The sequence below is a fragment of the Corynebacterium sp. LK26 genome, from assembly GCF_014335085.1.
GTDB classification, from domain to species: domain Bacteria; phylum Actinomycetota; class Actinomycetes; order Mycobacteriales; family Mycobacteriaceae; genus Corynebacterium; species Corynebacterium jeikeium_D.
On record NZ_PDHB01000002.1, the window covers coordinates 171,756 to 198,647 of the forward strand.

Sequence of the window (26,892 nt, forward strand, 5' to 3'; positions counted from 1 at the left end):
GTTTGTACACGGACACAGAACGGACTAAGTAGTCTATAAGGCATGAGCTTTTCCCCATCTACCCCGGCCGCCCTCCCACCCGAGGGCGAGCCGGGGCGTGTCTTTATCGGCGATGTCACAACCGAGGCTGGCGCGGTCATCCCCGACGTCACTGTCGAGTTCGAACGCTGGGGTCGGCTTAACGACGACTGCTCGAATGTCATCCTCCTCGAGCACGCTCTAACCGGCGACGCCCACGCTTCCGGCCCCTCGGATGAGTACCACCCGACTGCGGGTTGGTGGAACGGGATGATTGGCTCTGCCCGCGCACTGGATACCGACGAGTACTGCATTATCTGCACCAACGTCATCGGTGGCTGTCGCGGTACAACCGGCCCTTCCAGTCCACATCCGGACGACGGCAAGCCCTGGGGCTCTCGCTTCCCCGCAATCTCCGTGCGCGACACGGTGACGGTGGAGCACCTGGCGCTGCAAGAACTGGGAATTTCCCGCCTCCAAGCTGTCATTGGTGGCTCCCTGGGTGGGGCTCGCGCACTTGAATGGTCACTGATGCACCCGGATTTCGTCGGCAAGGCATTGGTGATGTGTGTCGGCGCACGTGCGTCTGCTTGGCAGATTGGTATTCAGTCTGCGCAGATTCAATTCATTGAGTCCGATCCCGATTGGCATGGCGGCGACTACTACGACCGCGGTGTGACTCCGGCCCGAGGTCTGGGTTTTGCACGCAGGGTCGCGCATTTGACGTACCGTGGCGAGCTGGAGATGGATGACCGCTTTGGCGCGGCAGCGCAGCCCGGTGAGGATCCGTTGGGCGCGATGCGCACGGAAGATCGATTCCAGGTAGAAAGCTACTTGGATCATCAGGCGAAGAAGCTGGCTCAGCGTTTCGATGCCGGCTCGTATGTCGTGCTCACCGATACCTTGAATCGGCACAATATTGGCCGTGATCGCGGTGGCCTCAACGAGGCGCTGCACTCGTCAACCGTGCCGACCATGGTTGCCGGTGTGGACACGGACATTCTCTACCCCTTCCACCAGCAGGAGCACCTCGCCCGCAATCTGGGCAACTGCTTGGGGCTGGAAAAGATTGAATCCGCCGTGGGTCACGACGGATTCTTGACGGAGTTCGAGCGAGTGGATTCGATTGTGCGTAGTTTCCTCGCTCGCGATGTCAGTTAATGTCAGCTAGCTTCCCAGCGCATCCACGCTGACTGCGAGGAATACGATTCCCATCCCGATTATGGAGCAAAACCATAGGTCAAAGGCCCGGGATCGTACGGAGAACACACCTAAAATGCTGTCAGGCAGGTACTGCCTAGCCACGCCGAGCAGCATCATTGTGCTTCCCAGCATGAATGTGGCGCGTCGCCACCGCTCCAGCCCCAGGAACACAACGAAGGCGGACATGCCGAAAAAGAGCGCGCCGTAAATCGTATACTGCACCCACATTGGCCACGATGCCCCCGGCGGCGGGGTCTTTGGGCTGTGCGGGTTCAGCATTGGATCCGGCAGATCTTCCCGCCGGGCACGCTGCGCAATTTCCCTTTTCGACACGAGTTGTTCCTCCTGGCTGACTAGGCCAGGCCAGCGAGCTTTTCAGCGCGCTCGACGACATTGCGTACGAGGAAAGCGCGAGTCAGTGGGCCGACACCACCTGGGTTCGGGGATACGTAACCGGCAATGTCCCAGACGTCATCAGCAACGTCACCGGCCAGCTTGCCGTCGACACGCGAAACTCCCACGTCGAGCACAGCGGCGCCAGGCTTGACCATGTCTGCAGTAAGCATATGAGCGACACCAGCAGCGGCGATGATGACATCAGCCTGACGGGTTTCAGCGACCAAGTCCTTGGTGCCGGTGTGACATAGTGTCACGGTAGAGTTCTCGCTGCGGCGAGTGAGCATCAGGCCGATTGGACGACCAACGGTGACACCGCGGCCGATAACAACAACCTTGGCACCGTTGAGCTCGACGCCGAAGCGTCGCAGCAGGTGGATACAGCCGTTTGGGGTACACGGCAGTGGTGCTGGCTCGTTGAGGACCAGCTTGCCCAGGTTTACCGGGTGGAGGCCATCGGCGTCCTTCTCCGGGTCGATGAGCCCCAGAATACGGTTTTCATCCAAGTGCTTCGGCAGTGGCAACTGAACAATGTAGCCTGTGCACTCCGGGCTTTCGTTCAGCTCGTTAATTACTGCCTCGAGTTCTTCCTGCGTGGTATCAGCAGGAAGGTCACGGCGGATAGAGGCGATACCAATCTGCTCACAGTCACGATGCTTCATCTTGACGTAAGAGTGGCTGCCTGGATCATCACCAACCAACACGGTGGCCAGCCCCGGGGTGTAGCCGGCTTCCTTTAAACGCTCAACGCGCTTTTCCAGGTCTTCAAAGATTTCGTCTCGGTAGAGTTTGCCATCAAGCTTTGTCGCTGCCATGGCATTTATCTTAGGCACAGGAGCGAATAATGCCCAGAAACGCCTCGTAGCCGCTCTCGCCTTGCCCCTATTTACCGCCCATAAAGCCCTGCTGACGCCAGACTTCATAAGCAGCCACTGCTGCGGCGTTGGAAAGATTCATGCTGCGACGAGCTGGCAGCATCGGAATTCGGATTAATTGTGTAATTCGCGGATCATCGAGCACTGACTGTTCCAACCCGGTTGGCTCTGGACCAAAGAGCAGTACATCGGTGTTCGTGTACTCAATATCTGTGTGCCACGTGTCAGCGTGTGCGGTAAAGGCAAAGATGCGGCACCCTTGGCTGGCAAAGGCCTCCAACGCTTGATCGATGGAATCGTGAATACGCACATCGGCCAGGTCATGGTAATCCAGCCCGGCGCGACGCAGATTCTTGTCATCGAAGTTGAACCCCAATGGCTTGGCCAGATGCAGCATAGCTCCAGAGCCCGCACACATGCGGATAGCGTTTCCGGTGTTCGGCGGGATGACAGGCCGGTCAAAAAGCACGTGGCAGGTGTGGCTCGTAATCCAGTCTGTGGAGTTCGTTGGCTCGGAGTTCGTTGGCTCGGTCGTGGCGCTATTCATTTCTTCCGTCAGTTCTTTTCCGCTGTTTCTTTTACTGCTCGTTGTTGGTTTCTGCTGCCGCTGTCGTGGCAGGCGCCGCATCGCACACACCGTGCTCGGTGAAAAACGCGATGATGGTCTCACCGATTAGCGCTCGGCTCCTCGGCTTCGAGAACTTATGGCCCTCTCCCTCGACCACTAGAAAATCGGTGGCCACGCCGTATGCGTCCATGGCGTTGCGCATCTGACCGGACTCTCGCGGAGGCACGTTGGTATCCCACTCGCCGTGGATAAAGAGCGTTGGAACCTTCATTTCCTCCGCACGGTGCAGCGGCGAGATATCGCGCAGAAGCTCAGCATCCTGGTACGGGTAGCCGTATCGAGGGAACGCGGCCTGCGCCAACCAAGGCTCGGTGGATTGGTAGTAGGTTTCAAAACTTGTCATTCCGCAGGCATCGACGATGGCCGCAAACTGATCCGGGTACCATGCCGAGGCCAACAGCGACATGAAGCCACCGTAGGAGCGCCCGCCCAGAGCAATGCGTTCTGGGTCCGCCAACCCGGCATCAACGAGGAAGGAACGCGCCGCTGCGATATCCGCAATAGCGGCAAAGCGCCCATAGCGGTCGCCCGCGTGCTCAAATGACCTACCGGACCCCGAGGAACCGCGCACATTAGGAGTGAACACCACGAAGCCCGCCTCCACAATGCTGGCTAGAACATCGTGGTGGATGGGTTTCGCCTGCAGTTCTGGTCCGCCGTGGATGTGGATGAAAGCCGGCGGTAGTGCGTTTCCGGAAACGTCATTAGAACTATTGCGCACCGACTCTGGAAGGTAGAGCCAACCAGACAGTTCCAACCCATCGCGGGAGACAAAGTAGACCAGCTCTGGGGCCGGCATAGTCTCCAGATTCTTCTCTTCCAGAGCCAAAATCCGTTCGGTGCGATCCATGTCCAATGGCTCAATGACACCACCGATATTGCGCAGAATCTCCACCGTTGGCGCAAGGCCTGGCCCTTCTACTGTCAGGGAGATCAGCTCACCGTCACCGGAGATTGACAGCTCACGCGCAACCATGCCCGGCAATTCCACATTGCGGCGCACCATCACCCGCATGTCGTCAGTCTGCGGGTGAAGGCCAAGGGTAAGCACCTCAAGCGTGCTGACCCCACCGCTGTTCCACAGCACAGCCGCAGTGGAGGAATCCTCACTGATGACAAATTCTTCGACGTCTTGATCCGGATTGCCAATGAACTCCTCGACATCAACTTCGATGCCGATCTTCATATCCAAAATCTCCGCTGCGGTCGATTCCGCTGTGCGCGGCTCAGTAGTGCTGATACCGCTATCGGGAGTAATACCCAGGCGCAGGATGCGACGCTGTTCCGCGCCATGATCTGAGAGTACGAATGCGGTCAGCTTCTCCTGCCCCGGATGCGCCAATAAGACACCGGCATCTGTGGTGGAGCCGGGATCGGACGGCAGCAGCGGCTGCCACTGCTGCCCCGGTCCGACCAGCAGTAGCTCACGGTGACCTCGTGGCCCCACCCGCACGAGGCCAAACCCACCTTCAGCCGCTACCAGCTGGCTGTCAGTGCGTTTATCAATGACCTCATACTTTGAGTCCGTCGGGTTGACCAAACGCGCATAGTTAATGCCCTGGGCATCGACCGCGTTCATCGCTAGGAGATCATTATCCCATTCCACCAGTGTGGCGCGCATATCCGCATCCATACGCAGGGGGCGGGCACCGTCGACCTCCGGATTGGTGGATACCAGCCAGGTCTGCAGTCGCTCCGTACCGTACGGAGAGACCTCGCAGGCGATCCACTTTCCATCCGGGGAGTGCAGCACCCTGGTAACCGGGCCTTCCACCGGCAGTTTCACGGGGCGCTCCACACCTAGCCCCTCCGGAGTAATCTCCTGCTGTACCGCACGCGGGTAGCCGCTATCGCGGACAATAAAGGCGATTGCACTCCCATCCGGTGCTAACGAGGATTCATAGGTCTGGCGCATGACAATCCATTCTAGTAGTCAGCGAAAATCTCTACTTCGACCTGCCACCACTGGCTGACCCAGAGCCTCGGACATATCCACCAGACGATCGGCCACGATTGTCACCGCACCAGAGGCTGTCTGCGCGATACCGCGCACCACCATCGCCCGCGAATTCACCGCTACCGGCCGAAATCGATTCCACAGCCCCGGCGTACATAGCACATTCACCAGCCCAGTTTCGTCCTCCATTCCCAAAAATGTCACTCCGCCAGCGGTCCCCGGACGTTGCCTATGCGTCACGACTCCCGCCACTTCTACTCGTGTTCCGTCGGGCACTGCTTTCAGTTCCGCCGCAGGCACCACTCCACGTTCCTGCAGGTCTGCCCGCAACGCGGCCACCGGGTACTGCCCCGGGGTCACTCCCGTTGCAGTCAAATCGGCAGCTGCCAGCTCAAACTCCGTCATGCCGGGCAACGCAGGTGCGTCGGCAAGCGTGAGCCCCGGCAGCATGCCCTCACTTTCCGTCGCCGCCACGCCCGCCGCCCACAGTGCTTGACGACGGTCAATCCCCAGCGACCCAAGTGCCCCTGCACGCGCCAGTGCTTCCATGTGCCCAACACCCAGCCGAGCTCTGCGGGCGACATCTGCTGCGTTGACAAATGGCCGCGCTGCAACGATACGTTCCGCCACGTCATTGCCCACACTGGCAATGGCGCCGAGCCCCAAACGAATACGCCCATCGATGACGCGGGCTTCCACGCCTGAAACCGCGATATCCGGACCATCGCAGCCGATACCGTGCCGGCGGGCATCGGCAATCAACGACTGCGGAGAGTAAAACCCCATGGGCTGAGCACGGAGCAATGCGACACAGAACTCCGCCGGATAGTGGTACTTAAACCAAGCCGAGAAATACACCAAGGAGGCAAACGACTGCGCGTGTGATTCCGGGAAACCGTAGGCGGCAAAGGCCACTATCTTGTTCCACAGTTGTTCCCCAATATCCGCATCAATGCCACTGGTGCGCTCCAGCCCAGCCAGAAAACGGGCATGAAGCGCTTCCATTTTGGCCACTGAGCGCTTCGACCCCATAGCGCGACGCAGCGAGTCCGCTTCCGCCCCACTGAAACCCGCCGCATCGACGGCCATTTGCATCAGCTGCTCTTGAAATAGCGGGATGCCCAGTGTCTTCCCGAGGGACTTCTCCAGCACTGGATGCTCATAGGTCACTGGTTCGAGTCCATTTCGGCGGCGAATGTAGGGGTGCACGCTACCGCCTTGAATGGGGCCTGGGCGAATGAGTGCCACCTCCACCACCAGATCAAAGAACTCCCTCGGCTTCAGTCGGGGCAAGGTGGCCAGCTGCGCGCGCGATTCCACCTGAAACACGCCCACCGCGTCCGCGCGTGCCAACATCTCATAGACCCCCGGCTCGGCGACATCTATTTCCCACAGGTTCACTCGGCGCCCATGCTGTTCATAGACCAAGTCAATGCAATGGTGGATGGCCTCCAGCATTCCGAGGCCAAGCAGGTCGAACTTCACCAGTCCCGCTGCCGCACAGTCATCCTTATCCCACTGCACTACCGAGCGACCTTCCATGCGTGCCCATTCCACTGGCACGACATCCGCAATCGGCCGATCACAAATCACCATTCCGCCAGAGTGAATACCTAAATGACGAGGCTGCCCACGAAGCTGCTCCGCCAGTTGCTGCACCGGCTCCGGCGGGCACGCCTCCCGGTCTCTGACCCACGCATCGATAACGCCCGGCGAGTACCCCAACACCCGCGCCGCATCGCGCAATGCACCGCGCCGCCGGTAGGTAATGACATTGGCCACCTGCGCGGCATTGTCACGACCATACTTTTCATAGACGTATTGGATGACCTCTTCCCTACGACCAGACTCAATGTCTACATCGATATCCGGTGGCCCATCCCGTTCTGGCGACAAAAACCTCTCGAACAACAGCCCGGCACTAATGGGGTCAACATTGGTGATCCCCAGCGCAAAACACACCACCGAGTTAGCGGCCGAACCGCGCCCCTGCGCCAGAATTCCCGCCCGGCGACAGAACTCACAGAGGTCATGCACGATGAGGAAGTAGCCTGGAAAACCCAGCTCTCGAATCACAGTCAGCTCATTCTCTAACTGCGCCCACGCCCGCGCTTGCACGGAGCTATCCCCAGCTCCATCGGCCGGACCATACCGCCGCCGCGCCCCCGCACGAGCAATTTCCCGTAGCCACGAATCCTCATCGTGACCAGCAGGAACCTCCCAGCGAGGCAACTCAGGCGCAATGAGATCAAGCGTAAAAGCACACTCACCTGCAATGTCCTGTGTTGCCTGCAGCACCTGCGCCCCCAGATACCGTGTTGCCGCCGATAGCTCCTCCCACGAACGCAACCAAGCTCCGCCTGCGGGCTCCAGCCGTGACTCGAACCCGTCTAAGTCCTCCCGCACAGCAAGGGCCTGCTTCGCCCCGGCCAACCGGCTTGCCGCAGGCGAGGCCGCCGTCGCAGCAGAGGAAACCACCTCCCGCAGGCCATACTTCACAGCTGCGGCCGAAATAGCCTCCTCATCATCGGCCGCCTCTGCTGTGGAGCTCAGGCGGTGCTCGAGCGCCACGTTCTCCGCACCGAAGGCCGCAATGAGCTCTTCCAAGTCGCCGACCCAGCTGACGTCGGCAAGCACCTGCCAGAAACCACCTGCGGCCTCCCCTAACTCTGGCAGCGAGGGATAGCGGACGACGGACTTCTCCCCTGCCGACATATGCGCATCACACAGCGTGTGGCTCAGGCGCCGATAGCCCTCGGGCCCCCGCCCCAGCACTGTGAGGGGCCGCTGCGGAAGCCCCAGCTCCGCGCCGATGATTGTGGCGATACCAGCCTCCGCTGCAGCCTCGGCAAAACGAGCGATTCCATAGAAACCATCGCGATCTGCGAGCCCCAACACGTTTAACCCCAAACGCGCAGCCTCGGACACCAATTCTTCCGGATCCGATGCGCCATGCAGGAATGAATAGCTCGAACGACAGTGCAATTCCGCCTTAATATCCGCAGGCGAAAATGACACGCCACCTCCGCCACTAACACCGCTTTCCGGAGCTTCAAAAGCCCCAACGATGGAATCTGACAGCTGCCCCCGCCAGCCATTGAAGCTGCCATTAGGCTGTAGTTTTCCTGAAAATTTACCCGATAGAATACGCTCAATCCGCGACCAGCTCAGTGGCCGACCGGACTGCTCCGACTGTCCGTCCGAGATGTTTTCCATGCCATGAACATTAACCCACCCTACGGACTACATTCAAACGTATTTTCGATTAGTATGTGCATTAAGCGCCACCCCCGGGACGCATCCGTAAGTCACACCTCAGCCACGTTCGACTGTTTAGGCTGAAGTTGAATTTTCAGCACTACCTGGGCAAGTGCTAGCCTTAACCCCAGAATTAAAGACAGCTTGGTCTAGTTCTGCCTTAAAACTTCAGCTAACAAATCCCATTAAATAAGGAGACCCCTCGATGAACCTCAAGCGTTTTTCCGCCGGTGTACTTACTGTCGCGTTCGCCGCAACCGGCCTTACCGCCTGTGGCAGCTCGGATGATGCCATTCGCATCGGCACCACGGATGCCGGCAAGAAGGCCTGGACCGTTTTCGAGCAGAAGGCTTCCGAACAGGGCATCGATCTGGATGTTCAGTCCTTCTCCGACTACCAGACCCCGAACCGCGCACTCGATGAGGGCCAGCTCGACGTCAATCTCTTCCAGCACATCAAGTTCTTGGCTGAGTACAACGCCGGCGCTAAGTCGGACCTGACTCCGATTGGCTCGAGCGAAATTGTCCCGCTGGCTCTGTTCTGGAAGGACCACAAGTCGGTTGATGAGCTGAAGAAGGGCACCGAGGTCGTCATCCCGAACGACCCGTCCAACCAGGGCCGCGCTATTAACGTGCTGGTTCAGGCTGGCCTGCTGAAGCTGAAGCAGGATGACCTGCTGACCCCGTCCCCTGCTGACATCGATAAGGAAGCTTCCAAGATCACGGTTCTGCCGGTGGATGCCGCTCAGACTCCGGCCGCCTACGGCGAGGGTAAGCCCGCCATTATCAATAACTCCTTCCTGGACCGCGCCGGCATCGACCCGAACACCGCTATCTTCCAGGATGACCCGAACTCCACGGAGGCAGAGCCGTACATCAACGTCTTTGTCACCAAAGCTGAAAATGCTGACAACCCGAAGTACGCGGAGCTCTCCAAGATCTGGCACTCCAAGGAGGTCCAGGACGCAGTCGCAGAGGACTCCAAGGGCACCTCGGTTCCGGTTGACCGTTCGGCTGAGGAGCTGCAGGACATTCTGAATCGCGTCGAAGAGCAGCAGCGCGAGCAGAACTAACGCCACTGCCACCTAAGCACCGCCCAACACCAGGGAACACAGACCAAGGGGCACTGATTCACTCGTGACCAACAAGGGAACGAAGCTCGAATTCCGCGAGCTGAACAAGCAATTCGGCGACGTCACCGCGCTCGCCGACATCAACCTAACCGTTGAACCCGGCGAAATCCTCGGCGTCATCGGTTATTCCGGCGCTGGTAAATCAACGCTCATCCGTATGATTAACGGCCTGGAAAAGCCAACCTCCGGGCAGGTTTTGCTGGATGACACCGACATCGTCGGCATCTCCGAGCGCCAGCTACGGGGTCTGCGCCGCAATATCGGCATGATTTTCCAGCACTTCAACCTCTTCCATTCGCGCAACGCGATTCGCAACGTTGAATATCCGCTGGAACTGGCCGGTATGCCGAAGGCTAAGCGCCGCGCTCGCGCCCAGGAGCTGCTGGAGTTCGTCGGTCTCGGCGACAAGGCGGAGTCCTTCCCCGAGCAGCTCTCGGGTGGGCAGAAGCAGCGTGTCGGCATCGCCCGTGCGCTCGCCACCGAACCGACGCTCTTGCTTGCCGACGAAGCCACCTCGGCACTCGACCCGGAAACTACTTCCGGCGTCCTGGATCTGCTGCGTCGCATCAATCGCGAAATGGGTGTCACTATCGTGCTGATTACCCATGATATGTCGGTTGTACGCGGTATCGCTGACCGCATGGCCATCATGGAAAATGGTCACATCGTCGAAACCGGTACGGTCCACGAGGTTTTTGCCAACCCCAAGACTGAGGTTGGCCGCCGCTTCGCCACCACCGCACTGCGCGATGTTCCAATTGGTCGTGAACGCGATTCGGTGAATCAGTCTGCCGAGAGCGCAGCAGCTCGCCTGGTCACCATCACTATCAATGACGGTGTTGACCTCGGTGCCCTGGCACAGGCCACTAGTGCCCACGGTGTCGCCGCCTCGGTGGCACACGGCGCGGTCGCCAATGTGCAGGCGAAGTCCTACGGCCGCCTTACTTTGCGGTTGACTCCGCTGACAGGTAATTCCGCCTCGGATTCCTCTGATTTCGATGCCGCCATTGCTGCTATTTCCGAACTGACACAGGTAGAGGAGCTTGCATCATGATCGGTCTCTTAAACTCTCTGCCATCGGTGAGTGGCAAGGACACCAACTGGGATAGCCTCGGCCCGATGCTGGGCGAGGCATTCGGCCAGACGCTCTACATGGTCTGTGTCGCCATGCTGATTGGCGGTGTCGCAGGTCTAGCAATCGGCGTGCTGCTCTACACCACCCGCGATGGTGGCGTACTGCGCAACAAGTTTGTCTACCAGGTCCTCAATGTCCTGATTAACTTTGTTCGACCAATCCCGTTCATCATCCTGGTTACGGCCATCGGCCCACTGACAAAGAACGTGGTCGGCACCACGATCGGCACCGAAGCCGCAGTGTTCGTCATGTCGATTGCCGCCACCTTCGCCATCGCGCGCCTGGTGGAGCAGAACTTGATGTCCATCGACCCCGGCGTGATTGAGGCCGCCCGTGCGATGGGCGCAAGTCCGTGGCGCATCATCCGGACGGTCGTCGTGCCGGAGGCACTGGGCCCGCTGGTACTGGGCTACACCTTCGCATTCATCGCCGTGGTCGACATGTCAGCTATGGCCGGCTACATCGGCGGTGGCGGACTGGGCAACTTCGCAATCACCTACGGTTACCAGGCATTCGACTGGAACGTCACCCTGGTGACAACCCTGGTCATCATCTTCATCGTCCAGTTGGCGCAGATCTTCGGCAACTGGCTCTCCAAGAAGATTATGCGCAGGTAGCCGCGCACATTAGCTAGCCACTAGCTAGCGGCGGGTTACCTCGACCGCAGCCCAGCCCTTCTTTGGCCCTGGAGCATCACCGCAGGAAGACACAACGCCTTCCGTGGTGATTTTCTCCAGGGCCACTTCATATTCCACGACCTTGTCGCGGTCGCTGGGGCCGTCGTAAAGCGCGACGACTGCAGTCGTGCCGTCGACGTCAACGCGTGCGACATCGTCTACGCCCCACGCATCTGCTTGACGACGCACAGCCAACTCGGCCGCCTGCCCCTGCGGGGTGTAGACACCACGGCCGCGACAGCCCTCTGCATGCACGATGCCCTGCTGAGCGTCTTCGATGACCCCCTTGGCATCCACCGCACTCAGACGTCCAAAGCTGTAATTCCATGGCAACAGCACGCTGGCCGGCGCAAAGCGGTGCCCCTTAGAGTGCGAGGTTTCCCACACAACCTCTGGGTAGAGATTGTGCATCGCAGCAGCGAGCGGGCGACCTTTAATCGCACAGCAACGATCGCGCTTACCGTGCGTACAGATGAGAAACAGTGGATGGTCCAGACGAGTGGCCCCCTCGGTGGGCTGGCCAGGGCGGATATCCAGAGTCATCAGGTCTTCAACATCGGCAACCATGCGATGTTCGAGAAAAACCTCAGAGCCATCCACTGATTCACAATGCGCGATATAGACGTTAACGCCATCACACGGCTGCTGGCCGATTCGGCCTGGCTTTCGAATCAGCTGCAACGCGCCGCCGCGTTCAGACAACCAGGCCTCTACCTGACCGGTGATCTCTGCTCCCCATACCCCGCCGTCAAAAATATCGTGCGACCAACCGAGTTGGTGCTCCAACGCAATAAAGAGCTTTCCGGTCTTCGCAGTACCGGGAAGCGGCTCAGTCATCTGAGCGGAACAGGTGGTATCAAATTTGGCCTGGCTCATACGCCTAAGCGTAATTGAGTGCCCCCTGCGATTGGGTCTTAGGTCGCAGCGTTCACCCCTGTTTTGTTACTATTGTGCAACACTTTGACAACAAATACTTCTGACCTCGACTTTTGTAGTTCAGCTTGTTGAAATTCCGTAACTGCGCACATACCGTCAGACGTATGAATACGAAATCGCTGGATGTTTCGCGCACCCGTACCCGTATCGCGGCATCCCTGTGCCTCGCATTGGGCCTGGCTCTCGGCGCTTGCTCCTCTGACTCATCCCCAGACTCGGCTGCTGCAGTGTCTATGAAGACTGACTCAACCGCTGGCACCTCCGATTTGTCAAGCAGCTCTAGCAGCTCCACTAGCTCATCTGCGGCGGCGCAAACCACCATGGATGACGATGCTGCTCCGGAGGGCGATTTCAATAGTTCCTCCTCAGAAGCTGCCCCTTCCGATGGCGCTTACTTGGGTATTGAAGATGTCCGTGTCGGTTCCCACGACGGTTACGACCGCATTGTCTTTGAACTCACGGGCGAGGGCACTCCGGGATATTTCGTCCGTTACGAGGATGTGCCGACCCAACAGGGCTCCGGCAAACCGATTTCGGTCGACGGCACAGCCAAGCTGGTAATCGACTTGCGGGGCATGGGTTACCCCTTTGATTTCCAGATGGAGGACTTCCCCTCTGACCCGGTCAAGCCGACATCGACGTCCGTTATTAAGGAAGTCGTTGGCGCCGGCACCTTCGAGGGACAGACTCAGTATGTCGTCGGGCTCAAGGGCGATAAGACCCCGTTCAAGGTTTTCTCGTTGAACAACCCGAACCGCCTGGTTATTGACTTCCAATCGAAGTAATCGGGTTGCCCCGCGCTACGCCTCTACGCGTAAGCCCCCTCGATTCTCCATGCGCCGGCATGCCCTATGAGCAACCAGGCGGCGATGGTACCGTCATTCGCCATCGCACGGATTTGTATTCTTGCCGCTCGACGAGCCTCATCGGGCACCCACCAGCGCTCATCAATCGGCCAGGGCCCAGCCCACGATGACACGCGGTACGTTGTCACTCCATGCCGCACCAGAGATGGTTCCGCCGTCATGGTCGCTCGCCCAGTTACGCCCACGGTCTGCCCATTGGCATCGAGCACTTCCACCTCAGCATTAGCAGTCGCGGGAATAGTTGCCGGATTGGGGGCAAGAACGGCTCCCGGCCACGGCTGATTATTTTCCGCGGTTTTTGTGCTTTTGGGTTTTTCTCCGAAAGCGACAAATCCCACTCTTTCTCCTGGGCCACGCCCGCCCTGCATGATTGGTTGCTGTACTGCCTCTGACCCCAGTAACCCCTGCACACGCTCGGCAGCCCGGCGCGCTTTGGCTCGCGCATCATCGCTGCCGTGCCACAGATCCTGTTTTACAGTACCGGCGGCGACCACATCCAGTGGCTCTAACTGCAGCTCTACAATTCCGCGGCTGTCATCTCCATCATTTTCCTCAGCGCCGTCAACAGTTCCAGCAACAGTGCCGCTGCCTCCTCGTGGCTGCTGCCGATTCCTGTTATTCAGCCAGCCATCGAGCTGCCACCGAACCCTGTCAGCCGTAGTCTGTTCTGCCAGTGGCTCAGTGCAGCGCCATACTCTGCGCACCTCTGAGCCGTCACTAAATTGCGCCACCACCGCTAAGCGGTAACACGAATACCCATGGTTAAAAAGTTTTTCATGCAGTTGCCCAGCTAGAAAGCGCGCGACGAATGAGGCCTCATCCACTCTTCGGAGTGGACTCTCCCAAGACTGGTAGCTCACCGCCAGTCCTGGCGGCAAAGATCGCGGCGCCACCAACCGCACTTCCCCACGGCAGGCCAAATCGTGCCATCTAGCCCCCTGCGCCCCAAACCTGTTGGCTATATCCCGCTTCGGTAACGCAGCGACATCCCCCAATGTGCGCAGGCCGAGTTCCTGCCACGACTTCGCAAGCTCTGCGGGCATCTCCAGTGCACTTTCCGCCCTCAGCTCCACCAGAGAGATTCCCTGCCGAAATCTTTTGCCTTCATCTTCCCCGGGAGCTACCAGCACTCCCCTGCGCGCTGCCAAAATAGCTGTCACAATATCGTCCGCGAGCCCCAAGCTGCAGTCCACGCCCGGTACCGCAGCGGCATCAAGCAGCTTTTCCAAGGCCACATCCTGTCCGCCGTAATAACGCATTACCCCTCGCGCTGCCACAACCGCCAAGCCTGGCCGTAGAGCTTCAACCCCAGCTGCCACCGCCTCCAACCGTTGCAGCACGGACTCGAATTCCGCAGCGTCGCGCACCGCACTTTCCTCGACAACATCCAGCTCCGGGCACAACGCTTCCGCATGCCGACGACTTTGCCCGCGCCGTACCCCTGCACGGCGCGCACTCGGAGAACAAACAGCTACTCCGCTATCACCCACAATCGCAACTGGACTGAGCGGATTAGCCTGTGACGTCACAGATGCTAGATGCGCTGCCTGCACTGGCCAATCAGGAAGCCAGAGCGCCACCACACGGTTCGATTGCGCCGCTACCACTAGGACCTCCTCTGTGCGGGAAAGGCGACCACATTGTTCTGTTCCACCTGTTCCCCCACCCGCCAACGGCACTGCCTCCGCGGAAACCGCGTCCCCGACACACTGACTTGGTAATCCACTGCTCGAATCCGGCCATAACCAGTACCAAGCCCGGAAACGCCAGCAACAGAGCTGGAAATTTCCGACTCAGCGCCCGGCCACTGCTGCCCGACAAAAACCAGAGCACAACCACTCGTGCGCAGTCGTGCCTGCAGCGGACGTGCCTTCGACGGCGGCGGAGTGCGCGCCAACGAAGCCACCACCAAGTCAACGCCGTCCGCCAACAGCCCAATTACTTCAAGTGGCTGCATTCCAGGATCTGGTACACAGACAATGTTCGATAGCTTCCCGCCCAACTCCACCACGGAGAGCAACCCCTGTTCAGCGAGTCCAACTAGCGCAACATGACCTGTCTTCGTAACTTCCGCGATTAGGCCTGCCAATACCGCACCGGGCTGTTCAATGACACTGACAGCCCCTTTTCGCACTGCTCCCGCCAACGTATTTTCCAACGCCACCGGCACCGGCAGAGCCTCACCGAGCCCAAAGGTTGCACCAGTTGCAGTCCCACCAGACTGGGCCGCCATCGCCTGCCGCAATGCCGCAATAGTCTGCTCCCTAGACTGCCCCGCAGCAATATTGACCGCCGTTGTCACTTCTTGTTCCACCTCATCCCGCTGCTATCCCACTGCCATCTCACTGCCATCCCCACTGCCCTGCCCACCACGAACACTGCTCGAATATTCTTTCCCAACAAGCGGATTAAACACTACCCTAAATAGAATGTACGTTCGATATTAATGTGCGAAGAAAAGCGCCGCACACCACCGCGCGACGCTCTAACCTCAGCCGAGTACTACATTTCGTACTACTTAGGCCTTCACATCGAGAACTACATCGAATTCGAGCAAATCAGCCGACGACGACACCGGCTTGCGCTTTTCGCCCTCATGCGAAGCCTTGAAGGCACGGCCCTCACGCCACCCCTGGTAGGCCTCCTCGCTCTCCCACTCGGTAAAGACAAAGTAGCGGCTCTCTCCTGCAGTTGGACGCAGCAGCTGGAAACCAATGAAGCCCGGCACATCGGTCATCTTTGAAGAGTTAGCGGAAAAGCGACGTTCGAGCTCTTCTCCCGCACCCTCAGGAACGGTAATAGCGTTAATTTTTACAATGCTCATGGTCATAACACTAGCCACACAACTCTCAACAATCTATAGTTCCATCGCTACTAAAATTAAGAAGTATGACAGATTCCAGCCGGCACCAACACTCTTCAGGCTCTTACCAAGACGGGGCCGAACGCACGACAAAATTTATCAATAGTCCCGTGCGCCTGGGGACGGCAATTGGCGTCACCACCGCAGTGATCGCACTGCTCGCATTGCTTAAAGCCCACATCATCGGCTCCATTGGCTGGTGGATCATGATAGCGCTTTTACTGGTACTCATCGGCACCACACTTTTCGTGCGCCAGGCAAAAACACCCACCAAAGAAACTCGGCCCTCCTACTTCGCAGAGCCGATGCGTGAGTCACCAAACGACATCTCGTGGAATAGCAGTATAAGCGTGCTGCTCATCTTCCCCGGAGCATGGATCATTGCCGCCGTCGCCGAACGAATTTCCTCTACACCGGTCGCCTGCATAATGACCCTAGTTCTGTCCGCCATCACCGCTACCTGCGCAATCCTGCCGCGGCAATTCGGATTCCTCCCTCTCGCCGCGCATCTTCCTGACAATTTCGCCCAGCGCTGCCCCTACCCCGCCGACTCACCAGAGGCCCGCATCCTCACAGTCCTCTTCATCGCACGTCTACGCGACGGCTACGTCTTCTTCACCGACCAGCTCCCCTATTTCGCCATGCTTGACGACGATACCGTGAGCGCAGCTCTCCACACCCTAGCCGCCGATAAGCGCATCACCATCGCCAAGAACAATTCGGCCCTGACGGAAAAGGGCCGTGCCCGCGAGTTTGCACAACTCACAGACACGGCCCTTGCCAACTAGTGGCTTACTCCCACTCAATGGTTCCCGGTGGCTTGGAAGTCACATCCAGGACCACGCGGTTGACCTCAGGCACCTCGTTGGTGATACGAGTGGAGATTTTCTCCAAAGTGTCGTACGGAACGCGGGTCCAGTCAGCGGTCATCGCATCCTCAGAGGAAACCGGGCGCAGCACGATTGGGTGGCCATAAGTACGACCATCGCCCTGGACACCGACCGAGCGGACGTCGGCAAGCAGGACGACCGGGCACTGCCAGACAACCTCGTCCATACCTGCGGCCGTCATTTCCTCGCGTGCAATGGCGTCGGCGCGACGGAGGGTATCCAGACGCTCCTCATCGACAGCGCCGATGATGCGGATACCAAGACCCGGGCCCGGGAACGGCTGGCGAGCGACGATTTCTTCCGGCAGCCCCAGTTCGCGGCCGACCGCACGGACCTCGTCCTTGAACAGCAGGCGCAGCGGCTCAACGAGGGTGAACTCAACGTCATCCGGCAGACCGCCGACGTTGTGGTGGCTCTTAATGTTGGCGGTACCAGAACCGCCACCGGACTCAACCACATCCGGGTACAGGGTGCCCTGGACCAGGAAGTCCACGGTCTCGCCCTCCGGAGCGCCCTCCAGCGCCTGTGCGACAGCGCGCTCGAAGGAGCGGATGAACTCACGGCCGATGGTCTTACGTTTGGTCTCCGGATCGGTGATACCAGCCAGAGCATCCAGGAAGACCTTGGAATCGTCGACGGTAATCAGCTTCGCACCAGTTGCGGCAACGAAATCCTTCTCAACCTGCTCGCGCTCGCCCTGGCGCAGCAGCCCATGGTCGACGAAGACACAGGTCAGACGGTCACCAATAGCGCGTTGCACAAGCGCGGCGGCAACTGCGGAGTCAACGCCGCCAGACAGACCGCAAATTGCGCGACCGGTCTCACCGACCTGATTACGGACCTGCTCAATCAGCTCTTCCGCGATGTTAGCGGCAGTCCAGTCCGGCTCCAGGCCAGCAATCTCATACAGGAACTTCTCCAGAGCCTGCTGACCATACGGCGAGTGGTTGACCTCCGGGTGGTACTGCACACCGGCCATGCGCTTTTCCAAGCACTCGAAAGCCGCTACCGGAGCACCCTTGGTGGACGCCGTAACGGTGAAGCCCTCCGGCGCCTTAGACACCGCGTCACCGTGGCTCATCCACACCTCGTGTGTCTCCGGCACACCAGTGTGAGCGACACCGCCACCGTCGACGACGTTCAGCTGCGTGCGGCCGTACTCACGGTCACCGGTAGCAGCAATCGTGCCGCCGAGCACCTCAGTCATCGCCTGGAAGCCGTAGCAAATACCAAACACCGGAATGCCCAGCTCAAGCCACTCTGGGTTGAGCTTCGGGGCACCTTCGGCGTAGGCACTGGACGGGCCGCCGGACAGCACCAGCGCAGCCGGGTTCTTGGCCTTAATTTCTTCGGTCGTCGCATCATGCGAGACCACTTCGGAATAAATTTTTGCCTCGCGCACACGTCGCGCGATGAGCTGCGCATACTGCGCACCGAAGTCCACGACGAGGACGGGCTTAGTCACCTGTTCAGACACGCCCTAAAGCTTATCAAGACTTACGGACTGCAGGCATACCCAGGTTCAGTGCAGCCGGAGCATCTTCCGGCACAGCCGGGTTCACCGGAGCAATCGGATCCAGGCGCACGTAGGACTCACCCTGCGCCGGACGCTGATCTTCCTCACCCTTATTCGGCCACAGCGACGTTGCACGCTCCGCATTCGCGGAAATCGACAGTGACGGGTTCACTCCCGGGTTGGCTGCCATCGCCGAACCGTCGTGAATCGAGAGCGTCGGGTAACCCCACACACGCAAGTACGGATCAACAACGCCGTTTTCGGGTGAATCCGAAATCGTTGCGCCGCCAATGAAGTGAGCTGTCAAAGGAATGTTTGCCAACTCACCGATAGTGCCCCCAGCCAGCACACGACCATTCCGACCACGTGCACTGAGCTTGTCCGCCGCACGTTGCGTAGCTTCGTTACCCGACGGAATCCACGTCGGATTCGGCTCCCCCTCGCCCTGCTTACTCATCAGGAAACGCACCGGCCCGATCTTTTGCAGGTACGTCGTAATCGAGTTGTCGCGATTCTGCATCACCAGAGAAATCACGGTGCGCTGCGACCACTTACGCAGATTCACGAGCTGCGTCAGGTAGTTAGGATGCTTTACGACGGTCCCCACAGCCTGCAACCATCGCGGAGTTGCACGACCTCCTTCGGTCATAATCATCTGCAGCATTGCGATGGCATTAGAGCCCTTACCGTAGCGCACTGGCTCGATATGGGTGTCCTCGTCTGGGAAGAATGATGAAGTGATGGCTACACCGTTAGAGAAGTCATTTTCCGGGTCCACCTTCGTACCCATCGCGCCCAAAATAGCCTCGGAGTTGGTGCGGGTCAGCTTGCCCAAAGATTTCGGTAGCAGCGGCAAGTGCCCATCGGCCTGCTGGCGATGCAGCAAATTCTGGGTGCCCCAGGCACCGGCGGCGAGAATGACGCGCTTAGCGCTAAACTGCTGCTTGCCCTTAGCTACCCAACGGCCAGTGCGCTCAGTGTCAATAACCCAGGAGCCATCAGCCTGAGGATGCAGGCCGGTAACGGTAGTGCGGTCAAAGACCTGCGCACCGAACTTCTCCGCCAAGTAGAGGTAGTTTTTAACCAGGGTGTTCTTGGCATCGTGACGGCAACCAGTCATGCACTCACCACATTCCGTACAAGCAGTACGGTCCGGGCCAATCCCCCCGAAGTAAGGATCGGAAACTGTTTGCCCTGGCGCACCCTGTCCACCTGTCTTGGCGCCAAAGAACACACCCACCGGAGTCGAGCGGAAAGTATGGCCCACACCCATATCTTCGGCTACCTCACGCATGACGACGTCGGCAGGCGTGTCGGATGGGTTGGTGACCACCCCGAGCATGCGAGATGCATTGTCATAGTGCGGAGTGAGTTCTGACTCCCAGTCGGTAATGTGCCCCCACTGACGGTGCTGGAAGTACTCGGTGCCCGGCTTATACAGAGTGTTTGCGTAGTTAAGAGAACCACCGCCGACTCCAGCACCAGCGAGAATCATGACATCTTTCAACATGTGCACACGCTGGACACCAAAGAGTCCCAGCTTAGGAGCCCACAGGTACTTGTGAAGCCGCCAGCTGGTCTTGGCAAAGTCTTTATCTTCGAACCGTCGACCAGCTTCGAGAACTGCCACTCGGTAGCCCTTTTCAGTCAACCGCAAAGCAGAAACAGAACCACCGAAACCGGAACCGACGATTACAACATCGAAATCGCGTTGTTTACTCATGGGAAAAGCCACCTTCTCTAAGGGCGTAACGCTAATGCGCGGAACTCATGTTCCTAACCCTAAGCGGAGGTGGCTTTTCAGTAAGGTAGTTTTGCGAAAAAACTATCCGATTACTTTGATTAAAAACCCTTTGGACGTACCGACAGCTCAACGCGGTGGAAGGACTTCAGGTTGGTAAAGCCGCACTTGGCCATCGCGCGACGCAGGCCACCGGCGAGATTGCGGTCACCGAACGGCGAAGCGGACGGGCCAAACAGAGCCTCTTCCAGGCTGACCAATTCCTTCTCATCGTTGACGACCGGCCACACCGCACCGCGCGGGTACTTCGGGTGTGCCGCAACAGACGGCCAGGCGTAGCCCTGCCCCGGAGCTTCGTGGACGGTTGCCAGCACACTGGACAGTGCCACAGCATCCGCACCGCAGGCGATTGCCTTGGCAATGTCACCGACGGTATCAATGCCGCCATCGGCAATGATGTGGACGTAGCGCCCCTCGGTCTCATCGAGGTAGTCCTTACGAGCAGCTGCAGCATCCGCAATAGCGGTAGCCATTGGCACATCGATGCCGAGCGCATCCGGGGACGTCGTAAAGCCTGTACCGACGATTACACCAGCGGCGCCTGAGCGCATCAGATGCAGCGCAGTCTGGTAGTCGACAACGCCACCGGCAATAACCGGAACGTCCAGGCTGCCGATGAAGTCCTTGAGGTTCAGCGGCGCACCCTGAGCAGTGACATGCTCTGCGGAAATCAGCGTGCCCTGGATAACCAACAAGTCAATGCCAGCTTTAATAGCCAGCGGCGCCAACTCACGGGCGTGCTGCGGGGAGACACGAACTGCAGTAATCGCGCCGGTTGCGCGGATTTCCTTGATGCGCTCAACCAACAGCTCCGTATCAATCGGAGCAGAGTGCAGTTCCTGCAGCTTGCGGTTCACTGCTTCGGATTCGCGCTTGGTGGCGGCATTCTTTGCCAACTTCACCAACTCTGCGATCTTGTCCTGCGCATCGGCATGACGGGCCCAGATACCCTCGGCGTTGAGAACCGCCAAGCCGCCTAGGCGAGCAAATTCAGCGACGGATTCCGGGCTGGCGATGGCATCTGTCGGATGCATCATCATCGGGAGTTCGAAATCGTAGGCGTCAATTCGCCAGGAGGTATCGACGTCCTTGGACGACCGAGTACGACGAGTGGGAACGAGTGCAATATCGTCCAACTCGTAGGTCCGGCGTGCCTCGCGGCCAATACCGATTTCAACGATGTCGCGCATGAGCTTTCCTCACATGCCCTTTCCGTGGAATTTAACTCGACTAAGCCAGTTTAGCGCTGGTAGTAGTTCGGCGCTTCGACAGTCATCTGGATATCGTGCGGGTGCGACTCGCGCAGGCCTGCAGCGGTGATCTGGACAAACTGTGCGTCGTGCAGCTGCTCGACGGTAGCGGAACCGGTGTAGCCCATAGCTGCGCGCAGACCACCAACCAGCTGGTGAACGATGGAGTCGATGCTGCCGCGGAACGGAACACGGCCCTCGATACCTTCCGGAACCAGCTTCTCTTCGCTCTTGACGTCAGCCTGGAAGTAGCGATCCTTGGAGTAGGAGCGCTTCTCACCGGTCAGGCCGCGGCCCTGCATGGCGCCCAGCGAGCCCATGCCGCGGTACATCTTGTACTGCTTGCCGTTGACGAAGGTGACCTCACCCGGAGCCTCAGCGGTACCGGCCAGCATCGAACCGAGCATGACGGAGGATGCACCGGCCGCCAGAGCCTTGGCGATGTCGCCGGAGAACTGCATACCGCCATCGGCGATAATCGGAACGCCAGCCTTCTTAGCTGCGACAGAGGCTTCCATGATGGCGGTAATCTGCGGGGCACCTACACCTGCGACAACGCGAGTGGTGCAAATCGAGCCCGGGCCGATACCGACCTTGATGGCATCTGCACCCGCGTCAATCATGGCCTGTGCAGCGCCACGGGTAGCCAGGTTGCCGCCGATAATCTGGATGTTCTCGCCGAATTCCTTCTTAACGCGGGAGACCATCCCAAGTACACCTGAGTTGTGGGCGTGAGCGGTATCAACAACGAGCACGTCTACGCCTGCGTCAGCCAATGCGTGTGCGCGCTTCCAGGAGTCCTCGCCGGTACCGATGCCAGCACCGACCAGCAGACGGCCGGAACCATCCTTGGAAGCATTCGGGTACTGATCCTTCTTGACGAAGTCCTTGACGGTAATCAGACCAGTCAGACGGCCTTCGCCATCGACGATCGGCAGCTTCTCCACCTTGTGAGCGCGCAGCAGGTTCAGCGCCGCATCGCCAGACACACCCTGCTCAGCCACGACGAGCGGCATCGGTGTCATGATTTCGGAAACCTTGCGGTTCAGGTCTGCCTCAAAACGCATGTCGCGGTTGGTGCAGATACCGACCAGCTTGCCGTCCTTGTCGACGACCGGCAGGCCCGAGATGCGGTAACGAGCGCACTTGGCATCTACTTCGGCGATGGTGTCATCCGGGGAACAGGTCACCGGGTCGGACACCATGCCAGCCTCAGAGCGCTTCACAATCTCGACCTGCTGCGCCTGCTCCTCAATGGACAGGTTGCGGTGCAGGATACCCATACCGCCCTGGCGGGCCATAGCAACAGCCATGCGGGCCTCGGTGACGGTGTCCATAGCAGCGGACACAACCGGAATGTTCAGACGCAGCTCACGAGTGAGCTGCGTCGAAGTATCAACGCCGGAGGGGATAACGTCCGAAGCGTCCGGCAGAAGCAGGACATCATCGAATGTAAGGCCGACTAGTGGAATCTTGTTGGGATTGTCTCCGCCGAGGCTAATTCCCGTGGGGTTGGTCATGGACTCCTCCTGCTCCACCCTTGCCGACATCCGGCCAGGGGCGCTATCGCTTCGTGGTTGCCAAACGTTATATACAGGGTAGTCCTTAAGTGATGAAACGCGACAATTAGGCGGAGCGACAGGTGCCCGACAAGGGTTAGCCGAAAGCTAGCTGAGGGTTATTCCAAGGTGAACTAAACCCCAACTAAGTGCATCGCCAATCGACAGGATTGCCGTACAGAGCTGTTACGGTAGTGGTTGTGAACCACAACTTTTTCTCATCCATGCCGCGGGATCCGTTCGAAGGAGATCCCAATGACCCGGCAAGCTTTCTCGAGCCGGATGAGCCGTTTGCTCCACTGACAGACCAGGAACGTCGAGAGGTTCTTGAAGATCTGGCCGCAGTTCGCCTATTCCGCACCGCTTTGAGCCCAGAGGGATTACTGGGCGTCTGCATGTTGTGTGAGGACTGCGGTGACGAGCACTTTTATACCTGGGAGGTTTTGGAAAACCACTACCTGATGCTCCTGTCTGGCCAGGCATCTCCGGTTCACGAGCCACAATTCGATCCAGACCCCTCCCGTTACGCCCCATGGGACTACTGCGCAGGCTTTGTCGACGGTTTGCGTTCTCGACGACCTGGCCGTTTCTAAAAATTTGGTAAGAGTTTGACGGAATTGTTTGCGTAGTATCCCGGCTGGCCTCCTTAGGTTTACCAACCGTTCATTGTTGGCCTCCACACTTGAGCTCACTGCTTCAAGAAAGCTCAATGAAGGAGACATCAATTCCGATGACGTACATCGACCACTTGCCCGGGCCCAATGCGGATTTGTGGGATTGGCAGCTGCACGGCTCTTGCCGCGGGCAGGACTCCGCGACCTTCTTCCACCCGGAAGGCGAGCGCGGACGCGCACGCAGCCTGCGTGAAGCCCGTGCGAAGGCTATCTGCCGTTCTTGCCCTGTTCTTATGCAGTGCCGTAGTCACGCACTCAAGGTTGGTGAGCCATACGGTGTCTGGGGCGGTCTCAGCGAATCTGAACGAAATGAAATCCTTCGAGCTAAGCCGGCCGCACGTGAACGCGAACTTGAACGCGTTCTAGTTACTGCCATGTAGTCCCTCTCCTCTCTCGGACTCCATCCAGTTCACATAAAAACCAAAATGCTCCCCACCCTCAGATTGAAAGGTGGGGAGCATTTTACGTGCCAAAGGCCCGGGCACTAGCTCACTGACAATTAGTGAGCGTGATCGTGCTGCGGCTCTTCCTCCGGCTTGTCCACAACAGAAGCCTCGGTGGTCAGCAGCATACGCGCCACGGAGGTTGCGTTGACGACTGCGGAGTGAGTGACCTTGACCGGGTCAATGACGCCGGACTCAATCAGGTTCTCGTAAGTGTCAGCAGCAGCGTTGTAGCCGTTGCCGTTCTCCAGCTCACCAATGTGGTAGACAACGACAGCGCCGTCCTTACCAGCATTCTCAGCAATCCAGAAAGCCGGACGGGTCAGAGCCTTGGCAACTGCACGGACACCGACTGCCTCGTCGCCCTCGAACTCGTCAGCGAATGCCTCGAGTTCACGGGAGATCTGCACCAGTACGGAACCGCCACCGGCGATGACGCCTTCCTGAGCTGCCGCACGAGCAGCGTTAATGGCGTCCTCGACGCGCAGCTTGCGCTCGTTGACCTCGGTCTCGGTAGCAGCGCCGACCTTAATGACAGCCACGCCGCCAGAGAGCTTCGCCAGACGCTCTTCCAGCTTCTCGCGATCCCAGTCAGAGTCAGTGCGCTCAATCTCGGCACGAATCTGGTTACGACGCTCTTCCACAGCCTCAGCGGTGCCGGCACCGTCAACCAGAACGGTCTCGTCCTTGGTAATGGTGATACGGCGTGCGTTACCCAGCACCTCAAGTCCAACGTCCTTCAGCTGCATGCCAGTGTCAGCCGTAACGACGGTTGCACCGGTGACAACTGCCAGGTCATCCATGAACGCCTTACGACGGTCACCGAAGTACGGTGCCTTCACTGCGGCAACCTTCAAGGTCTTGCGCATAGCGTTGATGACCAGTGCGGACAGAGCCTCGCCCTCGATATCCTCAGCCATAATCAGAGTCGGCTTGCCGGACTCGGCAATCTTCTCCAGAATCGGCAGGAACTCCGGCAGGGAGGAAATCTTCTCGCGAACGAGCAGCACCTGTGCACCGTCAAGAATTGCCTGCTGAGCCTCGACGTCGGTAATGAAGTACGGCGAGAGGAAGCCCTTGTTGAAAGACACGCCCTCGGTCACGGACAGCTCGGTGGCAATCGACTGCGACTCCTCCACAGAGACGACGCCGTCCTTGCCGACCTTGTCCATGGCACCTGCAACCAGGTCACCGATTTCAGTGTCGCGCGAGGAAACGGTTGCCACCTGTGCGATGGCAGCAGAGCTGCTGACCGGGGTGGCGCGCTGCTTCAGCAACTCAACCGCCTTGTCGGATGCAGCGTGAATACCGCGGTTCAGCGAAATCGGGTTTGCGCCGGCTGCAACGTTGCGCAGACCCTCGTGGACCAGCGCCTGTGCCAGCAGCGTTGCGGTAGTAGTACCGTCACCGGCAACGTCATTGGTCTTGACCGCAACGGACTTAACCAACTGCGCGCCGAGGTTCTCAAACGGATCCTCAACGTCGATGTCGCGGGCGATGGTCACACCATCATTGGTGACCAGCGGACCGCCGAAGGCCTTGTCCAGGACAACGTTGCGACCCTTCGGGCCAAGCGTGACCTTGACTGCGTCGGCAAGCGTGTCCACACCGCGCTTGAGGCCTTCGCGAGCCTCTTCGTTAAAAGCAATAAGCTTCGCCATGTGTGGGTACGTCCTCCCTTTAGTTCTCGATAACAGCCAGGATGTCGCGCTGCGACAGCAGCAGGTACTCTTCGCCCTGGTACTTCAGCTCAGTGCCGCCGTACTTGGAGAAGATGACGATGTCACCCTCCTTGACGTCCATAGGAATGCGGTCATCGTCATCGGCCCAACGACCCGGACCAACTGCGATAACGGTAGCCTCCTGCGGCTTCTCCTTAGCGGAGTCCGGGATAACCAGGCCAGAAGCCGTGGTGGTCTCTGCTTCGTTGATCTGGACGAGGACACGGTCCTCCAGCGGCTTGATGTTGACGTTCGCCACGATGAATTCCTCCATACATGCGGTGATGTGATGTTCTTGTGCCGGTTGGTCTGCCGTGCACAGCCGTCGTCGCGGGTGAACAACTGTGTGTCAAACAACCTTCGTTAGCACTCTACCCCTGCAAGTGCTAACACTCAACAATAGTGAGCGCTAATGCTAATTGGTCAGCTTGTCGGGGTTACACGCCATACGACCGAACACAGTAACCGTCATTCTGTGTTCCTTGATGTACTCATCGCTAAAGCACGGGCCACCAGAACCGGTTGTGTAACGACTGTCTGGCTCCCTCCTTTGCCAGGCACCTTCGTCCCATTGGTAAACCGCAAGTCCACCACTGTTTGCGCGCCCACCCAGCGCCCACCATCCGTCACAGGCGACAATCGTAAAGTTTTCCTCCGTAGTCGGGAACGCCGATGCCTCGCAATCCCCACTAATCGGATAATCGGGCGTAGCCGTACTCGTAGTTTCCTTCTTGGCTTTCTCCGGCGACTTCACCTTCACGGTCTCCGTCGCAGTCGCAGTAACAGTGGGCTTCGGCGTTACTTCATCCTTGGCACCTGCACCAAACCATTGCTCACCTCGACCACTCACAACTAGGTAAAGCACCGCCGCTACAGCGACAATCACCACAAGCAGCAGCGCGATGACTGCCCATAGCACTCCCCGAGCACGACCGCGCTGATGTTCAACTTGCGGTGCTTGCGTTGTTTGCAGTTCACCCTGCGGCGCAAACAGCTCAGTCTGATTATGCGAATTATCGGATGGCTGAAGTTCCCACTCGCTGTAGTCTTTACTCATTTTTGGGCAAGCGCTTTCCTGTAATTGTCCTGCGATC

Annotated in this window: 24 protein-coding genes; 8 read left to right on the top strand and 16 right to left on the bottom strand. The window is 58.8% G+C overall.

All coding sequences use genetic code 11. The annotated features are described in order from the left end of the window. Positions 1-42 precede the first annotated feature (42 nt). Positions 43-1,179, top strand: a complete 1,137-nt coding sequence (locus CRD13_RS04280; protein WP_048731552.1) for a homoserine O-acetyltransferase — start codon at positions 43-45, stop codon at positions 1,177-1,179. Positions 1,180-1,185: 6 nt separating this feature from the next. On the opposite strand, the gene CRD13_RS04285 is transcribed toward CRD13_RS04280, so the two are convergent. The 5 genes from CRD13_RS04285 to CRD13_RS04305 form a co-directional block, all read right to left on the bottom strand. Then, positions 1,186-1,554, bottom strand: a complete 369-nt coding sequence (locus CRD13_RS04285) for a DUF3017 domain-containing protein (protein ID WP_005510063.1) — start codon at positions 1,552-1,554, stop codon at positions 1,186-1,188. A 20-nt stretch (positions 1,555-1,574) separates the two neighbouring features. After that, the gene (locus CRD13_RS04290) at positions 1,575-2,432 is read right to left on the bottom strand and encodes a bifunctional methylenetetrahydrofolate dehydrogenase/methenyltetrahydrofolate cyclohydrolase (protein ID WP_070429823.1); all 858 of its coding nucleotides are present in this window, start codon (positions 2,430-2,432) and stop codon (positions 1,575-1,577) included. A 67-nt stretch (positions 2,433-2,499) separates the two neighbouring features. Continuing rightward, positions 2,500-3,039, bottom strand: coding sequence for a tRNA (cytidine(34)-2'-O)-methyltransferase (locus CRD13_RS04295; protein ID WP_016422134.1), 540 nt, complete (start codon positions 3,037-3,039; stop codon positions 2,500-2,502). A gap of 31 nt (positions 3,040-3,070) precedes the next feature. Continuing rightward, positions 3,071-5,035, bottom strand: a complete 1,965-nt coding sequence (locus tag CRD13_RS04300; RefSeq protein WP_187401328.1) for a S9 family peptidase — start codon at positions 5,033-5,035, stop codon at positions 3,071-3,073. Between the two features lie 18 nt (positions 5,036-5,053). Continuing rightward, positions 5,054-8,293, bottom strand: a complete 3,240-nt coding sequence (locus tag CRD13_RS04305) for an error-prone DNA polymerase (protein WP_070827284.1) — start codon at positions 8,291-8,293, stop codon at positions 5,054-5,056. Between the two features lie 247 nt (positions 8,294-8,540). On the opposite strand from CRD13_RS04305, the gene CRD13_RS04310 reads away from it, so the two are divergent. The 3 genes from CRD13_RS04310 (at position 8,541) to CRD13_RS04320 (ending at position 11,219) form a co-directional block, all read left to right on the top strand. Then, the gene (locus CRD13_RS04310; RefSeq protein ID WP_187401329.1) at positions 8,541-9,407 is read left to right on the top strand and encodes a MetQ/NlpA family ABC transporter substrate-binding protein; all 867 of its coding nucleotides are present in this window, start codon (positions 8,541-8,543) and stop codon (positions 9,405-9,407) included. A gap of 64 nt (positions 9,408-9,471) precedes the next feature. Further along, positions 9,472-10,521 carry a methionine ABC transporter ATP-binding protein gene (locus CRD13_RS04315; RefSeq protein ID WP_049190340.1) on the top strand — a complete coding sequence of 350 codons (1,050 nt, stop codon included), beginning with the start codon at positions 9,472-9,474 and terminating at the stop codon, positions 10,519-10,521. Positions 10,522-10,586: 65 nt separating this feature from the next. After that, positions 10,587-11,219: a methionine ABC transporter permease gene (locus tag CRD13_RS04320; RefSeq protein ID WP_224433327.1), complete on the top strand. Its 633-nt coding sequence runs from the start codon at positions 10,587-10,589 to the stop codon at positions 11,217-11,219. 24 nt (positions 11,220-11,243) lie between these two features. Here the strand turns inward: CRD13_RS04320 and CRD13_RS04325 are convergent, their stop codons facing one another. Further along, positions 11,244-12,155, bottom strand: a complete 912-nt coding sequence (locus CRD13_RS04325; RefSeq protein WP_187401330.1) for a sucrase ferredoxin — start codon at positions 12,153-12,155, stop codon at positions 11,244-11,246. 164 nt (positions 12,156-12,319) lie between these two features. Here CRD13_RS04325 and CRD13_RS04330 point away from each other — a divergent pair, with 164 nt between their 5' ends. Then, positions 12,320-13,000 (top strand): hypothetical protein, encoded by a 681-nt coding sequence (locus CRD13_RS04330; protein WP_070642893.1) that lies wholly within the window; start codon positions 12,320-12,322, stop codon positions 12,998-13,000. 23 nt (positions 13,001-13,023) lie between these two features. Here CRD13_RS04330 and CRD13_RS04335 read toward each other — a convergent pair whose 3' ends face one another. From CRD13_RS04335 to CRD13_RS04345, 3 genes are all read right to left on the bottom strand, one after another. After that, complete coding sequence (locus tag CRD13_RS04335) at positions 13,024-14,688, bottom strand: DNA polymerase Y family protein (protein WP_187401331.1); 1,665 nt, start codon at positions 14,686-14,688, stop codon at positions 13,024-13,026. Further along, complete coding sequence (locus CRD13_RS04340) at positions 14,688-15,383, bottom strand: hypothetical protein (protein WP_016422125.1); 696 nt, start codon at positions 15,381-15,383, stop codon at positions 14,688-14,690. Before CRD13_RS04340 ends, CRD13_RS04335 begins: the two co-directional genes overlap by 1 nt. Before the next feature lie 216 nt (positions 15,384-15,599). Next, on the bottom strand, positions 15,600-15,905 hold the full coding sequence (locus CRD13_RS04345) for an antibiotic biosynthesis monooxygenase (protein ID WP_038629377.1): 306 nt from the start codon (positions 15,903-15,905) through the stop codon (positions 15,600-15,602). Between the two features lie 65 nt (positions 15,906-15,970). Here CRD13_RS04345 and CRD13_RS04350 point away from each other — a divergent pair, with 65 nt between their 5' ends. Next, a complete protein-coding gene (locus CRD13_RS04350) occupies positions 15,971-16,732 on the top strand; it encodes a hypothetical protein (protein WP_016422123.1) in 762 nt (253 codons plus the stop codon). A 4-nt stretch (positions 16,733-16,736) separates the two neighbouring features. Here the strand turns inward: CRD13_RS04350 and guaA are convergent, their stop codons facing one another. From guaA to guaB, 4 genes are all read right to left on the bottom strand, one after another. Continuing rightward, complete coding sequence (gene guaA, locus CRD13_RS04355; RefSeq protein WP_187401332.1) at positions 16,737-18,311, bottom strand: glutamine-hydrolyzing GMP synthase; 1,575 nt, start codon at positions 18,309-18,311, stop codon at positions 16,737-16,739. Between the two features lie 13 nt (positions 18,312-18,324). Beyond that, on the bottom strand, positions 18,325-20,073 hold the full coding sequence (locus CRD13_RS04360) for an FAD-dependent oxidoreductase (RefSeq protein WP_187400000.1): 1,749 nt from the start codon (positions 20,071-20,073) through the stop codon (positions 18,325-18,327). A gap of 119 nt (positions 20,074-20,192) precedes the next feature. Further along, positions 20,193-21,341, bottom strand: a complete 1,149-nt coding sequence (locus CRD13_RS04365; RefSeq protein WP_187401333.1) for a GuaB3 family IMP dehydrogenase-related protein — start codon at positions 21,339-21,341, stop codon at positions 20,193-20,195. Between the two features lie 50 nt (positions 21,342-21,391). Then, positions 21,392-22,921, bottom strand: a complete 1,530-nt coding sequence (guaB, locus tag CRD13_RS04370) for an IMP dehydrogenase (protein ID WP_187401334.1) — start codon at positions 22,919-22,921, stop codon at positions 21,392-21,394. A 263-nt stretch (positions 22,922-23,184) separates the two neighbouring features. On the opposite strand from guaB, the gene CRD13_RS04375 reads away from it, so the two are divergent. Beyond that, positions 23,185-23,553, top strand: a complete 369-nt coding sequence (locus CRD13_RS04375) for a DUF5319 domain-containing protein (protein ID WP_069359475.1) — start codon at positions 23,185-23,187, stop codon at positions 23,551-23,553. Positions 23,554-23,690: 137 nt separating this feature from the next. Beyond that, on the top strand, positions 23,691-24,014 hold the full coding sequence (locus CRD13_RS04380) for a WhiB family transcriptional regulator (protein WP_016422117.1): 324 nt from the start codon (positions 23,691-23,693) through the stop codon (positions 24,012-24,014). A 119-nt stretch (positions 24,015-24,133) separates the two neighbouring features. On the opposite strand, the gene groL is transcribed toward CRD13_RS04380, so the two are convergent. The 3 genes from groL to CRD13_RS04395 all read right to left on the bottom strand — a co-directional run bounded on the left by groL (position 24,134) and on the right by CRD13_RS04395 (position 26,855). After that, on the bottom strand, positions 24,134-25,738 hold the full coding sequence (groL, locus tag CRD13_RS04385) for a chaperonin GroEL (protein ID WP_070858131.1): 1,605 nt from the start codon (positions 25,736-25,738) through the stop codon (positions 24,134-24,136). 19 nt (positions 25,739-25,757) lie between these two features. Beyond that, positions 25,758-26,057 carry a co-chaperone GroES gene (groES, locus tag CRD13_RS04390; RefSeq protein ID WP_005510054.1) on the bottom strand — a complete coding sequence of 100 codons (300 nt, stop codon included), beginning with the start codon at positions 26,055-26,057 and terminating at the stop codon, positions 25,758-25,760. A 156-nt stretch (positions 26,058-26,213) separates the two neighbouring features. Next, a complete protein-coding gene (locus CRD13_RS04395; RefSeq protein WP_187401335.1) occupies positions 26,214-26,855 on the bottom strand; it encodes a hypothetical protein in 642 nt (213 codons plus the stop codon). Positions 26,856-26,892 lie beyond the last annotated feature (37 nt).

Coding starts and splice junctions, on each gene's coding strand:
- CRD13_RS04360 (WP_187400000.1), bottom strand. CDS start 20,073: ATGAGTAAACAACGCGATTTCGATGTTGTAATCGTCGGTTCCGGTTTC.
- CRD13_RS04380 (WP_016422117.1), top strand. CDS start 23,691: ATGACGTACATCGACCACTTGCCCGGGCCCAATGCGGATTTGTGGGAT.
- CRD13_RS04305 (WP_070827284.1), bottom strand. CDS start 8,293: ATGGAAAACATCTCGGACGGACAGTCGGAGCAGTCCGGTCGGCCACTG.
- CRD13_RS04345 (WP_038629377.1), bottom strand. CDS start 15,905: ATGAGCATTGTAAAAATTAACGCTATTACCGTTCCTGAGGGTGCGGGA.
- groL (WP_070858131.1), bottom strand. CDS start 25,738: ATGGCGAAGCTTATTGCTTTTAACGAAGAGGCTCGCGAAGGCCTCAAG.
- CRD13_RS04375 (WP_069359475.1), top strand. CDS start 23,185: ATGCCGCGGGATCCGTTCGAAGGAGATCCCAATGACCCGGCAAGCTTT.
- CRD13_RS04280 (WP_048731552.1), top strand. CDS start 43: ATGAGCTTTTCCCCATCTACCCCGGCCGCCCTCCCACCCGAGGGCGAG.
- CRD13_RS04320 (WP_224433327.1), top strand. CDS start 10,587: ATGCTGGGCGAGGCATTCGGCCAGACGCTCTACATGGTCTGTGTCGCC.
- CRD13_RS04395 (WP_187401335.1), bottom strand. CDS start 26,855: ATGAGTAAAGACTACAGCGAGTGGGAACTTCAGCCATCCGATAATTCG.
- guaB (WP_187401334.1), bottom strand. CDS start 22,921: ATGACCAACCCCACGGGAATTAGCCTCGGCGGAGACAATCCCAACAAG.
- CRD13_RS04365 (WP_187401333.1), bottom strand. CDS start 21,341: ATGCGCGACATCGTTGAAATCGGTATTGGCCGCGAGGCACGCCGGACC.
- CRD13_RS04325 (WP_187401330.1), bottom strand. CDS start 12,155: ATGAGCCAGGCCAAATTTGATACCACCTGTTCCGCTCAGATGACTGAG.
- CRD13_RS04290 (WP_070429823.1), bottom strand. CDS start 2,432: ATGGCAGCGACAAAGCTTGATGGCAAACTCTACCGAGACGAAATCTTT.
- CRD13_RS04330 (WP_070642893.1), top strand. CDS start 12,320: ATGAATACGAAATCGCTGGATGTTTCGCGCACCCGTACCCGTATCGCG.
- CRD13_RS04310 (WP_187401329.1), top strand. CDS start 8,541: ATGAACCTCAAGCGTTTTTCCGCCGGTGTACTTACTGTCGCGTTCGCC.
- CRD13_RS04350 (WP_016422123.1), top strand. CDS start 15,971: ATGACAGATTCCAGCCGGCACCAACACTCTTCAGGCTCTTACCAAGAC.
- CRD13_RS04295 (WP_016422134.1), bottom strand. CDS start 3,039: ATGAATAGCGCCACGACCGAGCCAACGAACTCCGAGCCAACGAACTCC.
- CRD13_RS04300 (WP_187401328.1), bottom strand. CDS start 5,035: ATGCGCCAGACCTATGAATCCTCGTTAGCACCGGATGGGAGTGCAATC.